The organism is Stutzerimonas stutzeri, from assembly GCF_024448985.1.
Lineage (GTDB): Bacteria > Pseudomonadota > Gammaproteobacteria > Pseudomonadales > Pseudomonadaceae > Stutzerimonas > Stutzerimonas stutzeri_AP.
On the sequence record NZ_JAMOII010000020.1, the window covers coordinates 17,713 to 31,695 of the forward strand.

The 13,983-nt window shown below is 61.4% G+C and carries 14 protein-coding genes; 11 read left to right on the forward strand and 3 right to left on the reverse strand.

Annotation, left to right across the window (positions count from 1 at the left end):
• Positions 1–4: 4 nt before the first annotated feature.
• The 9 genes from murD to lpxC all read left to right on the forward strand — a co-directional run bounded on the left by murD (position 5) and on the right by lpxC (position 10,410).
• Positions 5–1,348 (forward strand): UDP-N-acetylmuramoyl-L-alanine--D-glutamate ligase, encoded by a 1,344-nt coding sequence (murD, locus tag NA647_RS16785; RefSeq protein WP_256058729.1) that lies wholly within the window; start codon positions 5–7, stop codon positions 1,346–1,348.
• Positions 1,348–2,580, forward strand: a complete 1,233-nt coding sequence (gene ftsW, locus NA647_RS16790) for a putative lipid II flippase FtsW (protein WP_256049858.1) — start codon at positions 1,348–1,350, stop codon at positions 2,578–2,580. The genes murD and ftsW overlap by 1 nt, the downstream gene beginning before the upstream one ends.
• Positions 2,570–3,640, forward strand: coding sequence for an undecaprenyldiphospho-muramoylpentapeptide beta-N-acetylglucosaminyltransferase (murG, locus tag NA647_RS16795; protein ID WP_256058730.1), 1,071 nt, complete (start codon positions 2,570–2,572; stop codon positions 3,638–3,640). The genes ftsW and murG overlap by 11 nt, the downstream gene beginning before the upstream one ends.
• Positions 3,633–5,087, forward strand: coding sequence for a UDP-N-acetylmuramate--L-alanine ligase (gene murC, locus NA647_RS16800; RefSeq protein ID WP_256058731.1), 1,455 nt, complete (start codon positions 3,633–3,635; stop codon positions 5,085–5,087). The genes murG and murC overlap by 8 nt, the downstream gene beginning before the upstream one ends.
• Positions 5,084–6,028, forward strand: coding sequence for a D-alanine--D-alanine ligase (locus NA647_RS16805; protein ID WP_256058732.1), 945 nt, complete (start codon positions 5,084–5,086; stop codon positions 6,026–6,028). The genes murC and NA647_RS16805 overlap by 4 nt, the downstream gene beginning before the upstream one ends.
• Before the next feature lie 3 nt (positions 6,029–6,031).
• Positions 6,032–6,889 (forward strand): cell division protein FtsQ/DivIB, encoded by an 858-nt coding sequence (locus NA647_RS16810; protein WP_256049852.1) that lies wholly within the window; start codon positions 6,032–6,034, stop codon positions 6,887–6,889.
• 12 nt (positions 6,890–6,901) lie between these two features.
• Positions 6,902–8,149: a cell division protein FtsA gene (gene ftsA / locus NA647_RS16815; protein ID WP_131649958.1), complete on the forward strand. Its 1,248-nt coding sequence runs from the start codon at positions 6,902–6,904 to the stop codon at positions 8,147–8,149.
• A gap of 53 nt (positions 8,150–8,202) precedes the next feature.
• Entirely contained in the window at positions 8,203–9,387 is a 1,185-nt protein-coding gene (ftsZ, locus tag NA647_RS16820; protein WP_256058733.1) for a cell division protein FtsZ, read from the forward strand.
• Positions 9,388–9,498: 111 nt separating this feature from the next.
• Positions 9,499–10,410, forward strand: coding sequence for a UDP-3-O-acyl-N-acetylglucosamine deacetylase (gene lpxC / locus NA647_RS16825; protein ID WP_256058734.1), 912 nt, complete (start codon positions 9,499–9,501; stop codon positions 10,408–10,410).
• A 59-nt stretch (positions 10,411–10,469) separates the two neighbouring features.
• Here lpxC and NA647_RS16830 read toward each other — a convergent pair whose 3' ends face one another.
• The 3 genes from NA647_RS16830 to NA647_RS16840 form a co-directional block, all read right to left on the reverse strand.
• Complete coding sequence (locus tag NA647_RS16830; RefSeq protein WP_256058735.1) at positions 10,470–11,003, reverse strand: ferritin-like domain-containing protein; 534 nt, start codon at positions 11,001–11,003, stop codon at positions 10,470–10,472.
• A 114-nt stretch (positions 11,004–11,117) separates the two neighbouring features.
• Complete coding sequence (locus tag NA647_RS16835) at positions 11,118–11,252, reverse strand: hypothetical protein (RefSeq protein WP_256058736.1); 135 nt, start codon at positions 11,250–11,252, stop codon at positions 11,118–11,120.
• A gap of 11 nt (positions 11,253–11,263) precedes the next feature.
• A complete protein-coding gene (locus NA647_RS16840; RefSeq protein WP_256058737.1) occupies positions 11,264–11,662 on the reverse strand; it encodes a Rho termination factor N-terminal domain-containing protein in 399 nt (132 codons plus the stop codon).
• A gap of 356 nt (positions 11,663–12,018) precedes the next feature.
• Between NA647_RS16840 and rfbD the strand changes: the two genes are divergently transcribed.
• Positions 12,019–12,942 carry a dTDP-4-dehydrorhamnose reductase gene (rfbD, locus tag NA647_RS16845; protein ID WP_256058738.1) on the forward strand — a complete coding sequence of 308 codons (924 nt, stop codon included), beginning with the start codon at positions 12,019–12,021 and terminating at the stop codon, positions 12,940–12,942.
• 130 nt (positions 12,943–13,072) lie between these two features.
• Positions 13,073–13,972, forward strand: a complete 900-nt coding sequence (locus NA647_RS16850) for an AEC family transporter (protein ID WP_256058739.1) — start codon at positions 13,073–13,075, stop codon at positions 13,970–13,972.
• Positions 13,973–13,983 lie beyond the last annotated feature (11 nt).

Genomic DNA, 13,983 nt, shown 5'->3' on the forward strand with positions numbered 1-13,983 from the left:
AAGAGTGCTCATCGCTTCCGATCAGTTCCGCATCGTCGTCGGTCTCGGCAAGAGCGGCATGTCCCTGGTTCGCCATCTGGCGAGCCGTGGCGTGCCGTTTGCCGTGGTCGATACGCGCGCGAATCCGCCGGAACTGGCCACTCTGCAAGCGCAATATCCGAATGTCGAAGTCCGTTGTGGCGAGCTCGATGCCGAGTTTCTCTGCCGCGCCAGCGAGCTGTTGGTCAGCCCCGGCCTGCCGCTCAGCACACCGGCGCTGCAAGTCGCCGCGTCCAGAGGCGTGAAGATCTCAGGCGACATCGAGCTGTTCGCCCGCGAAGCCAAGGCGCCGATCATTGCAATCACCGGCTCCAATGCCAAAAGCACCGTAACCACGTTGGTCGGCGAAATGGCCGCTGCAGCCGGTCGCAAGGTCGCGGTGGGCGGGAATCTCGGAACCCCCGCACTGGATCTGCTTGACGACGACGTCGAGCTCTATGTGCTGGAACTCTCCAGCTTCCAGTTGGAAACGACCGATCAGCTGAACGCACAGGTTGCGACCTGTCTGAATATCAGCGAAGACCACATGGATCGCTACGACGGGCTGCCGGCGTATCACCAGGCCAAGCACCGGATTTTCCGCGGCGCACGGCAAGTCGTGATCAATCGTGACGATCGTCTGAGCCGTCCGTTGATCGGTGATGACGTGCCAGCATGGTCATTCGGCCTTGGCAAACCTGACTTCAAGGGCTTCGGGCTGTTCGAGGAGAACGGAGAAAAGTATCTGGCCTTCCAGTTCGATGCTCTGATGCCTGCTAATCAGTTGAAGATTCGCGGTGCGCACAACCAATCCAACGCGCTGGCCGCTCTGGCCCTGGGGCATGCGGCGGGGCTGCCGTTCGAACCGATGCTCGCTACGTTGCGCCGCTTCGCCGGACTTGCCCATCGTTGCCAGTGGGTGGGTGAGCGCAAGGGCGTTCACTATTACGACGACTCCAAGGCGACCAACGTGGGCGCTGCGCTGGCCGCCATCGATGGTTTGGGCAGCGATATCGACGGCAAGCTGGTGTTGATTGCCGGCGGCGACGGCAAGGGTGCCGATTTCTCGGGGCTGCGTAGTCCGGTTTCGCATCACTGCCGCCATGTCGTTCTGCTGGGGCGTGATGCCGAGCTGCTCGCGGCTGCGCTCGATAGCGCTGCGCCGATTCACCGTGTCCAGACCCTGCAGGAGGCTGTGCAGCAGGCGGCCAAGCTGGCGCAGCCTGGCGATGCGGTATTGCTGTCTCCGGCCTGCGCCAGCCTCGACATGTTCATCAATTTCGAAGATCGCGGACGTCAGTTCGCCGCTGCGGTGGGGGCGCTCAACTGATGCTCGCCTTCCTGCGCAGTGCGCCGTCTCCGCTATTCAGCCGCCGTGGCCTGGATCTCGATTTTCCGATGCTCGCGGGTTGCCTGGCGCTGTTGGGCCTGGGGCTCGTGATGATTACCTCAGCGTCTTCGGAAGTCGCTGCGGTGAATGCCGGCAATTCGCTGTACCACATGGTTCGCCATCTGGTGTACGTGCTGCTCGGTCTGGGGGCCGCGGCGGTTGTGTTGCTGGTGCCCTTGTCCGTATGGCAGCGGTCGGACTGGATGCTGCTGTTAGCCGCGTTTGCGTTACTAATCCTGGTACTGATCCCGGGCATTGGGCGTGAGGTCAACGGCTCCATGCGCTGGATCGGCTTCGGCGCCTTCAACGTGCAGCCGTCGGAGTTGGCCAAGCTCTTCGTCGTAGTCTATCTCGCCGGTTATCTGGTGCGCCGTCAGCAAGAAGTACGCGAAAGCCTCTGGGGCTTTCTCAAGCCATTCCTGGTGCTGCTGCCGATGGCGATGCTGTTGCTGCTCGAGCCCGACTTCGGTGCGACCGTCGTCATGATGGGCGCGGCGGTGGCGATGCTGTTCCTTGGTGGTGTCGGCTTGATCCGCTTCAGTCTGCTGGTGCTGCTGGCGGTCGGCGCGGTGTTCATCCTGGTGCAGACCCAGGAGTATCGCCTGCAGCGTCTGATCACCTTCACCGATCCCTGGGCCGATCAATATGGCGCCGGCTACCAATTGACCCAGGCGCTGATCGCGTTCGGGCGGGGCGAATGGCTGGGTGTCGGTCTAGGTAACAGCGTGCAGAAGCAGTTCTATCTGCCTGAAGCGCATACCGATTTCGTGTTTTCGGTGCTCGCGGAAGAACTCGGCATGGTCGGCGCGTTGCTGACGATTTTGCTGTTCGCCTTCGTCGGCGTACGCGCTCTGTATATCGGGCTGGCAGCCGAGCGCGCACGCCAGTTCTTCGCCGCCTATATCGCCTGGGGCGTGGCGTTTTTGTGGCTCGGACAGTTTCTGATCAACGTCGGTGTGAACGTGGGGCTCCTTCCGACGAAGGGGCTGACCCTGCCATTCCTGAGCTATGGCGGCAGTTCGCTGGTGGTGACCTGCGCCAGCATGGCTTTGTTGCTGCGTATCGAGTGGGAGAGCCGCACCGTATTGGGTAGCGAAGACGCCGAGTTCAGCGAAGAAGACTTCGCCGAAGTGCCGGCGCCCAAGGCCAAGGGGGTCGCCCATGGCCGCTAACGTACTGATCATGGCCGGTGGCACTGGCGGACACGTTTTCCCCGCGCTGGCCTGTGCGCATGAATTCCAGAGTCGCGGCTACAGCGTGCATTGGCTGGGCACGCCTCGCGGGATTGAGAACGAAGTGGTGCCGGCCGCCGGTCTGCCGCTGCATCTGATCCAGGTGAGCGGGCTGCGAGGCAAGGGTGTGGCCTCCTTGCTCAAGGCTCCTTTCCAGTTGCTGCGTTCGCTCGGGCAAGCCCGTCGGATCATGCGTGAGCTCAAGCCGGTCTGCGTACTGGGGCTCGGTGGCTACGTGACGGGGCCCGGCGGATTGGCCGCGAAGCTGGCCGGTGTGCCGTTGGTGATCCATGAGCAGAATGCCGTCGCTGGAACCGCCAATCGTAGTCTGGTGCCGTTCGCGCAGCGGGTCTGCGAGGCCTTTCCGAATACCTTCGCCAACAGCGCGAAGCGCCGCACGACCGGTAATCCGGTGCGCCACGAACTGTTTCTCGAAACGCCCCGGCAAACGCTGCTAGGGCGTCGTCCTCGTCTGCTGGTGCTGGGTGGCAGTCTGGGCGCCGAGCCGTTGAACAAACTGTTGCCCGAAGCCCTCGGTCAGTTGGCGCACGAGCTGCGCCCCGAGGTGTTCCATCAGGCGGGCAAGCAGCACGCCGATATCACCCGGGAGCGCTATACCGCCGCGGGCGTCGAGGCCGAAGTCGCTCCCTTCATCAAAGACATGGCCCGTGCCTACGCCTGGGCTGACCTGGTGATCTGCCGCGCGGGTGCGCTGACCGTCTGCGAGCTGGCCGCGGCCGGGTTGCCATCGTTCCTGGTGCCTTTGCCCCATGCGATCGACGATCACCAGACCCGCAACGCCGAATATCTGGCGAAGGAGGGCGCTGCCGTTCTTCTCCCACAAGCAAAGACCGATGCTGCCGCGCTGGCCGCGCAGCTGACCGAGGTAATGATGCAGCCGGAAAAACTCAAGACCATGGGGGCCACGGCACGCCGCCTGGCTCGGCCGGACGCCACCCGTACCGTCGTTGATATCTGCCTGGAGGTGGCGCATGGCTAAGTCTCCCGCAGCGGTCAAGGCCGAAGTGCGCCGCATGCGCCGCATCCGCAGAATTCATTTCGTCGGTATCGGCGGCGTCGGCATGTGCGGCATCGCCGAAGTCCTGCTGAATCTCGGCTACGACGTCTCCGGCTCGGATCTGAAAGAATCGGCGAGCACTGAGCGACTGCAGAGTTTCGGTGCGCAAATTTATATCGGACATCAGGCCGGCAATGTGGCTGGGGCCGATGTGCTGGTGGTTTCCAGTGCGGTGAATGCTTCCAACCCCGAGGTCGCATTTGCGCTTGAACAGCGGATCCCGGTGGTGCCGCGTGCCGAGATGCTGGCCGAGCTGATGCGCTATCGCCACGGGATCGCCGTTGCCGGCACCCACGGCAAGACCACCACGACCAGCCTGCTGGCATCGGTGTTTGCTGCCGGCGGACTCGATCCGACCTTCGTCATCGGTGGGCGCCTGACCGCCGCCGGTACCAATGCGCAATTGGGCACCAGCCGCTATCTAATTGCCGAAGCCGACGAGAGCGACGCGAGCTTCCTGCACTTGCAGCCAATGGTTGCGGTTGTGACCAACATCGACGCCGACCACATGAGCACCTATGGCGGTGACTTCGGGAAGCTTAAGCGAACCTTCGTCGAATTCCTTCACAACCTTCCGTTTTACGGACTGGCAGTGCTCTGTGTGGATGATCCGGTGGTACGCGAGATCATTCCGCAAGTCGGCCGGCCAATTACCACCTACGGCACTCGCGAAGACGCCGATGTACGGGCCGTCAACATCCGACAGGAAGGGATGCGCACTTACTTCACCGTGCTGCGTGACGGCTTCGACGCGCTCGATGTATCGGTCAACATGCCGGGCAACCACAACGTACTCAACGCGCTGGCCACCATCGCCATCGCCACCGACGAGGGCATTGACGACGAAGCCATTGTGCAAGGGCTGTCGCAATTCGGCGGTGTCGGTCGGCGGTTTCAGGTCTACGGCGAGCTGCCTGTCGAAGGCGGCAGCGTGATGCTGGTCGACGACTATGGCCACCATCCGCGTGAAGTGGCCGCGGTGATCCAGGCAGTGCGCGGCGGCTGGCCCGAGCGCCGGCTGGTCATGGTCTACCAGCCCCATCGCTTCAGCCGAACCCGTGATCTGTACGACGACTTCGTGCAGGTATTGAACGACGCCAATGTGCTGCTGCTAATGGAAGTCTATCCGGCTGGCGAGGAGCCCATTCCGGGTGCTGACAGTCGTCATCTGGCTCACAGCATCCGGCAGCGTGGGCAACTGGACCCGATCTATATCGAGCGGGGCATCGAGCTCGCCCCGTTGGTCAAGCCGCTGCTGCGCCCAGGCGACATTCTGCTTTGCCAAGGCGCTGGCGATATCGGCGGCCTGGCCCCGCAACTTATCAACAGTCCCCTGTTTGCTGGCGATGCCGCGAGGAAGAGTGAATGACTGGCCTGCAATCGACCCGTGATCCCAAGGCGTTTGGCCGGGTTGCCGTGCTGTTCGGCGGCAAGAGTGCCGAGCGTGAAGTGTCGCTGAAGTCCGGTGCTGCGGTACTGGCCGCGCTGCAGTCGGCAGGTGTCGATGCGTTCGGCATCGACGTCGGCGACGATGTGCTGGCTCGCCTGAACAGCGAGCATGTTGACCGCGCCTTCATCGTGCTGCACGGCCGTGGCGGCGAAGATGGCAGCATGCAGGGCCTGCTCGAGTGCGCCGGCATCCCCTATACCGGTAGTGGCATTCTTGCGTCGGCGCTGGCCATGGACAAATTGCGCACTAAGCAGGTGTGGCAGAGCCTCGGTCTGCCAACCCCGCGCCATGCCGTGCTGACGACTGAGGCTGACTGCCACGCTGCGGCCGAAAGCCTGGGCTTTCCGCTGATCGTAAAACCCGCGCATGAAGGTTCGAGCATCGGCATGGCCAAGGTCGGCGGCATCGCCGAGCTGATTGCCGCTTGGCGCGCTGCCAGTGCCTATGACTCTCAGGTGTTGGTCGAGCAATGGATTCAAGGGCCGGAATACACGGTCGCCACGCTTCGCGGTTCGGTCTTGCCGCCGATCGGGCTGGGTACCCCGCACACATTTTATGACTACGACGCCAAGTATCTGGCCAGCGATACCCAGTACCGCATTCCCTGCGGTCTGGATGCGGCCAAGGAAGAAGAACTAAAGAATCTTTCCGCCCGTGCCTGCGAGGCCGTGGGTATTCAGGGCTGGGCGCGTGTCGATGTCATGCAGGACAGCGCCGGCGCCTTCTGGCTGCTGGAGGTGAATACCGTTCCGGGAATGACCGATCACAGTCTGGTGCCGATGGCGGCGCGCGCGGCGGGGCTGGATTTCCAGCAGCTGGTGCTGGCCATTCTCGACGCCAGCCTGGCGGCAGGTAACTAACTCATGATTACCACGCTGCGTCACTCACAACCCGCTACCGGCCGCGCTTCGCGCAAACCGGCGCAGCGGGGTGCGAGCCGGCTGGTGCAACGTGAACCGCTTTCCGCGCGCCTGCCGCGCCCAAGCCTGAGTTCGCTCAAGCGTGTCCTCTGGCCGGTGCTATTGGTTGCGCTGGTGGTCGGGCTTTACGAACTGGTCGAGCGGCTCGCGCCTTATGCCGATCGGCCCATCGCCAAGGTCAGCGTTCGGGGTGAGCTGAGCTATGTCGATCAGCAGGTCGTGCAGGCGCGCATGGCTCCGTTCGTCGAGGCCAGCTTCTTCAAGGTCGATCTCGATGCCCTGCGTCGCGACCTGGAACAAATGCCGTGGATCGCGCATGTGGAAGCGCGCCGTATCTGGCCGGATGAGGTCATGGTGCGCCTCGATGAGCAATTGCCTATCGCCCGTTGGGGCGATGAGGCGCTGTTGAACAACAACGGTCAGGCCTTTGCGCCCAATGACCTGGCTCAGTATGAACACCTGCCGCAGTTGCATGGTCCGAAACGGGCCCAGCAGCGAGTGATGCAGCAATACCAGATGCTCAGCCAGATGCTTCGGCCGCTCGGGTTCTCCATTGCCCGTCTGGAATTGCGCGCTCGGGGCAGCTGGTTCTTGACGACCAGGCAGGGCGTTGAGCTGTTACTGGGAAGGGATCAGATAATCGAAAAAATGCGGCGCTTCACGGCCATCTATCAGCAGGAGCTGGCGCCGGAGAGCGAAAGAATTGCGCGGATCGACCTCCGCTACGCCAATGGCCTGGCCGTTGCGTGGCGCGAGCCGAGCCCGACCACGACGGACGAATCCGTCGTTGCGAAGAATTGAGGAATGAAACACATGTCTAGCGTGCAAAGCGGCAAGATGATCGTCGGCCTCGACATCGGCACCTCCAAGGTGGTGGCGCTGGTGGGTGAAGTGACGCCGGACGGCGAACTCGAAATCGTCGGGATCGGCACCCATCCGTCGCGTGGCCTGAAGAAGGGCGTGGTGGTCAACATCGAGTCCACCGTTCAGTCGATCCAGCGTGCTGTCGAAGAGGCGCAGCTGATGGCGGGCTGCCGTATCCACTCCGCCTTCGTCGGTCTGGCCGGCAATCATATTCGCAGCCTCAACTCCCATGGCATCGTCGCGATCCGTGATCGCGAAGTCAGTACAGCGGATCTCGAACGCGTGCTCGATGCCGCGCAAGCGGTGGCGATTCCGGCGGATCAGCGGGTGCTGCATACGCTTCCGCAGGACTACGTGATCGATAACCAGGAGGGCGTTCGCGAGCCGTTGGGCATGTCCGGTGTGCGCCTGGAAGCGAAGGTCCATGTCGTCACCTGCGCCGTCAACGCAGCGCAGAACATCGAAAAGTGCGTACGTCGTTGCGGCCTGGAAGTCGACGACATCATTCTGGAACAACTCGCATCGGCCCACGCCGTACTGACCGATGATGAAAAGGAACTGGGCGTCTGCCTGGTGGATATCGGCGGCGGCACCACCGACATCTGCATCTTCACCGAAGGCGCGATTCGGCATACGGCAGTCATTCCGATCGCCGGTGACCAGGTCACCAACGATATCGCCATGGCTCTGCGTACGCCGACGCAGTACGCCGAAGAGATCAAGATCCGCTACGCCTGCGCGCTGGCCAAGCTGGCGGGCCCTGGCGAAACCATCAAGGTACCGAGCGTCGGGGATCGTCCGCCGCGGGAACTCTCACGCCAGGCGCTGGCCGAAGTCGTGGAGCCGCGTTATGACGAACTCTTTACATTGATCCAGGCCGAGCTGCGTCGTAGCGGCTACGAGGATCTGGTCCCGGCAGGGATCGTTCTCACCGGCGGTACGGCGAAGATGGAAGGCGCCGTCGAGCTGGCCGAGGAAATCTTTCACATGCCGGTGCGCCTGGGCGTACCGCACAGCATCAACGGACTCACGGATGTGGTCCGCAATCCTATCTATTCAACGGGCGTGGGCCTGTTGCTATACGGCATGCGCAAGCAGACCGATGGCACGACCATGTCCGGTCTCGGCCACTTCGCCGAAGAACCCAAAACATCTGTCGTGGACCGGCTCAAAAGCTGGATCCAAGGCAATTTCTGAGCAGTGCGGCAGTAGCAGTAACCACAACTAGAAAGCTGGAAGGAGAGAGGGAAATGTTCGAACTCGTAGATCATACCCCGCAAAGTGCAGTGATTAAGGTCATTGGCGTAGGCGGAGGCGGCGGCAACGCCGTCAATCACATGGTGCGCAACAGCGTCGAAGGCGTCGAATTCATCTGCGCCAACACCGATGCTCAGGCGCTGAAGAAAATCGAAGCGCGGACCGTACTGCAGTTGGGTTCCGCTATTACCAAAGGACTGGGCGCCGGCACCAATCCCGATATCGGTCGTCAGGCTGCCATGGATGACCGTGAGCGCATCGCCGAAGTGCTGCAGGGCGCCGACATGGTGTTCATCACCACCGGCATGGGCGGCGGTACCGGTACCGGCGCTGCGCCGGTCATCGCTTCGGTTGCCAAGGAAATGGGCATTCTGACCGTAGCAGTAGTGACCCGCCCGTTCCCGTTCGAGGGGCGCCGCCGCATGCAGGTCGCCGACGAGGGTATTCGTCAGCTCTCCGAGTGCGTCGACTCGCTGATCACCATCCCCAACGAAAAGCTGCTGACCATACTGGGCAAGGATGCGAGCCTGCTCGCGGCTTTCGCTAAGGCCGACGACGTACTCACCGGCGCCGTGCGCGGTATTTCCGACATCATGCAGCGCCCCGGCCTGATGAACGTCGACTTTGCCGACGTGAAGACCGTCATGGGTGAAATGGGCATGGCGATGATGGGTACGGGTTGTGCCACCGGCCCCAACCGCGCTCGCGAAGCCACCGAAGCGGCTATCCGCAATCCGCTGCTCGAAGACGTCAATCTGCAGGGGGCTCGCGGCATTCTGGTCAACATCACCGCTGGTCTTGATCTTTCGCTCGGTGAATACGCCGCCGTCGGCGAGATCATCGAGGCGTTCGCGTCCGATGAAGCGACCGTCAAGGTGGGTGCTGTGATCGATCCCGATATGCTCGACGAATTGCACGTTACCGTCGTCGCTACCGGACTCGGCCCACGTCATGAGAAGCCGGTCAAGGTTGTTGACAACACTCTGCAAACCGCAGCGGTCGCGCCGCAGGCAGCGCCGGCGCCTCGTCAGGATCAGGCAGCGGTGAACTATCGTGATCTGGACCGTCCGACCATCATGCGCAATCAGGCCAACGTGGCGACTGCGGCGAAAATGAATCCTCAGGAGGACTTGGACTACCTTGATATTCCGGCTTTCTTGCGTCGTCAGGCTGATTGATTTGATTTATCAGGAGTATTGGGTTGATTGGTATTCAGCAAACTGGGGTTCTGCTATGATCGCCACCTTTGTTGGAAACCATTCGCAACAGCGCAATAGCGAAACCAAGCCATGATCAGACAACGCACCTTGAAGAACATCATTCGCGCCACTGGCGTCGGCCTGCATTCGGGGGAAAAGGTATACCTGACCCTGAAGCCGGCACCCGTGGATACTGGAATCGTGTTCTGTCGCACCGACCTCAACCCGCCCGTGCAGATCGCCGCACGGGCCGAGAACGTCGGCGAGACAACCATGTCGACCACCCTGGTAAGCGGTGATGTCAAAGTCGACACGGTGGAGCATTTGCTTTCGGCCATGGCTGGACTTGGCATCGATAACGCTTATGTCGAGCTTTCCGCATCGGAAGTGCCGATCATGGACGGTAGCGCTGGCCCCTTCGTATTCCTGATTCAATCAGCCGGCCTGCAGGAGCAGGACGCCCCGAAGAAGTTCATCCGCATCATCCGCGAGGTCACGGTGGAGGACGGCGACAAGCGCGCCACGTTCATACCATTCGAAGGCTTCAAGGTGAGTTTCGAGATCGACTTCGACCATCCGGTATTCAAGGGACGCACCCAGACTGCCAGCGTGGATTTCTCCAGCACTTCCTTCGTCAAGGAAGTCAGTCGTGCACGAACGTTCGGTTTCATGCGCGACATCGAATTCCTCCGCTCGCATAACCTGGCCTTGGGTGGAAGCGTCGAAAACGCGATCGTGGTCGACGAAGACCATGTGCTCAACGAAGACGGCCTGCGTTATGAGGACGAATTCGTGAAGCACAAGATACTCGATGCGATCGGTGATCTTTACTTGCTGGGCACCAGTCTGATCGGCGAATTCCGCGGCTTTAAATCCGGACATTCGTTGAACAACCGCTTGCTACGCACCTTGATGGAACAGAAGGATGCGTGGGAAATGGTGACGTTCGATGATTCCCAGACCGCACCGATCTCCTACATGCGTCCGGCAGCTGCCGGCTGAGTAGTACTCTCCTTCTTTTTTGAGGCCACCTTAGGGTGGCCTTTTTTTCGTCTTGCGGTTCAGTTCATTCCGTCGAGCAGGCTGGCCATGTCGTCGGCATGCTCTTCTTCCTGCGCGAGGATGTCCTCGAAGATCCGTCGTGTGGTTGGGTCCTTGTCACCGATGTACTGCACGATCTCGCGGTAGCTGTCGATGGCGATGCGCTCGGCAACCAGGTTTTCGAAGACCATATCGCGCAAACCATTGCCCTCGGCATATTGCGCATGCGCTCGCTCGGTGAGGCTGTCCGGATTGAAGTCAGGCGCACCACCCAGCTGTACGATGCGTTCGGCCAGTCGGTCGGCATGTTCCTGTTCTTCGTTGGCGTGCTCGAGGAATTCGGCTGCTGCAACGCTCGATTTCAATCCGGTCGCCATGTAGTAATGGCGTTTGTAGCGCAGGTAGCAGACCAGTTCGGTGGCCAATGCCTCGTTGAGCAGATTGATCACTGTGTCGCGATCCGCCGAATAGCTTTCGGTCACCGCACCGTTCTCGACATGTTGCCGGGCTCGCTCGCGCAACGTCTGTTTGTCGCTCAGTTGTACATAGCTCATCACGGTCTCCTGGTTCTGTAGGGCTATTCAGCTATACCGCCGCCGCGCCTGTTGGCGTCTCGCTGGGCGTTAGGTCTGTTGACCTTTGTTGTGATGGACAATAGCTAAGAAAGTTTATCCGGCTCCGTCTTTCTCTGGCCGGTCAGGGTTGCCGGGCTCCTCGATGGGAACCGGCTCGCCCGGGTCCTTGCGCTCCGGTTCCGGAATAGGACTGGGCGTTCCATCGTCCCGCGGATCGGGGGCATGCATGTCGGTCTCCATCAGCTGAGCGCCTTGATCAGCTCATCCTTGCGCATCTTCGATCGGCCACGGACGTCCCGCTCGCGGGCCTTCTGCATCAGTTCGTCCCGCGTCAGCTCCGTGAGCGAACTGCTGCCGGAGCGATTGCTGCGTGCCGAGCCCTTGTTGGGCGAGTCGCCCGCACGTGTCTTCGCTGCGCGATGTGCAGAATCCTTGCGGTCGGCGCGCTTGGCTGTCTCGTTTTTCTTCTGGCCCGAGCCACCCTTGCGCTCGCCGCCGCCCGACTGCTTGTTCACGGTGGCCCACGCACGGGCTTCGGCCTCCTTCTCTGGCACGCCGCGTTCTTCGTAGCTCTGTTCGATATGTTCGGCTTTGCGCTGTTGCTTGTCGGTGTACTTGGTTTTCTCACCTCTAGGCATAACGGTTCCTCCACGGCATGAGCGATGCGAGGCGTGTGGGTCCGGGCGTCTCAGGCCCCGCATTAACACCTCTTTGTGTTGGTCCCCACCAGCTGTGCCGAGTTTCACGCCGGTTGGCATTGCCGGCTTTGCGAGCAGTGGTCATGAAGTTGCAATCACGCTGCCGCCATGCTTGGGCGACGAACTGGGAATAATTCTTATCGGACCTTGCTTTCGACGGAACAAAATTCGTTTATGCTGGCCTGACCTAGCTTCAACCGCGCTATCTCGGCGGTTACAGCGATGCGTATGTGTCGAATCTGTTTTACGAAACCGGTTTGCCGTTGTCGGCGAGCTTTGACTGAGGTGATAACCAGATGCGAATCCTTGTATGCGGTGCCGGTGGCCAAGTTGGCCACGAATTGGTAGACCGTGCGAATAAGTATGGTCTAGAGGCGCTTAGCATGACTCGTGGGCAGCTGGACATCACCGATGCCGATCAGGTGGCAGCGGTCGTGGCCCTGTTCAAGCCAGGGATGATCATCAACGCGGCAGCCTACACGCACGTCGACAACGCCGAGACGCATAGGGAACAGGCGTTCGCCGTGAACTGCGAAGGTCCCGCCAGACTGGCCGAAGCCGCCCGGTATGCCTCCATCCCGTTGCTACATATCTCCACGGATTATGTGTTTTCCGGCGAAGCCCGAACGCCTTACCGCGAAGATGACGAGATCGCGCCAACAGGGGTATACGGCGCGAGCAAGCTGGCGGGTGAAGAGGCCATTCGTGCTGTGCTGGATGAGCACCTGATTCTGCGGACCAGCTGGGTCTACGGCGCGCAGGGTCACAATTTCGTCAAGACCATGCTGCGCCTGGGGCGTCAGCGCGATTCGCTTTCGGTGGTCGCTGATCAGTTCGGTTGCCCTACCCAGGCCGGCAGCATTGCCGACGCGCTGCTGCAGCTGGCTCGGCGCTATGCTCGCGAAGGCTCGCTTGCCTGGGGCCTCTATCACTACAGTGGCCGATCGCCCTGCACCTGGTTCGATTTTGCGGTAGAGATTTTTCGCCAGGCAGCCGCCAAGGGCATGCTGGCCAAACAGCCGCAAGTCTCCTCGATCACGACCGCGCAATACCCGACGCCCGCACGCCGGCCAGCCTGGTCGGTGCTCGATTGCACCCGTTTCGAAACGACCTTCGGCATCGACACGCATGACTGGCACGACGACCTGTCGGTCGTGCTCGATACGCTGGCCGTAGCGGAGAAGAATACTGCGAAGGTCGCTGCGCCTCCCCAGGTCTGACCGTCAGCTGCGAATTTCGACGCCGCACAAGCTGGGCTACGCCTGATTGGTGATCCTGCCCCCGAGTCGGTATTCTTTGCCACCTTCTTACGGGGCGGCATAAGGCCGTACCGGTCGCTGGAGACGCCACGTGGTCGTGTTCGAGGCAATCCTGCCCATCTTTGGCTTGATCATGCTCGGCTATCTGTTGGGCTGGAGAGGCTGGCTCGCTGGCGAAGCGGCAACCGGACTTGCCAACATCACCTTCAAGTTGTTCATGCCGACCGTCCTGTTCACCGGTATCGCTCGCGCTCAGCTGAGCGACGGCATGTCACCGATGTTGTTGCTGGCGTATTTCGGTCCGGTGCTCGCCGTATTCATTTTCGTGGGGCTGATTGCGCATCGCGTGCTGGGGCGCGCCTCGCCGCTGGGGCTGACGGCCGCCTATTCCAACAACGTGCTGGTCGGGATCCCACTGGTGACCACCTTGCTCGGGCAGCCGAGCCTGGTGTACGTGTTCGCCATTCTGGTTTTTCACAGCCTGATCCTGTTCTCGCTGCAAAGCTTCTACAGCGCATTCGGCTCGGGGCAAAAGGTCAGTGGCAAGGCGCTGCTGAAGAATCTGGCCAATCCGCTTATCGTGGGGCTGCTGCTCGGCGCCTTGCTGAACGTTTCGGGCTTCGGTCTGCCGCAGCCGATCTGGCGCATCGCCGAATGGCTGGCCCAGGCGGCGTTGCCTTGCGCGTTGCTGGTGCTGGGCATCAGTCTGTCACGCTACCGGCTGCGCCCCAGCACTGCTGCGTTGGCGCTGACACTCGTCAAGCTGGGCTTGTTTCCGTTGCTGGTGTGGTACGTCAGCGGATTGTTGCCCGGACTGAGTCATGAAGCCCGTAGCGTGCTGGTACTGCTGGCGGCCTGTCCGAGTGGCGTGAACGTGCTCGCTTTCGTGTCCAATCCGGACGATACCCGCGCGGTTAGTTCGACGGTGTTTCTCTCGACCATGCTTGCGGCGATCAGCCTGCCGTTGTGGATGTTGCTGATGTCGGCGTGATCGCCGAGGCG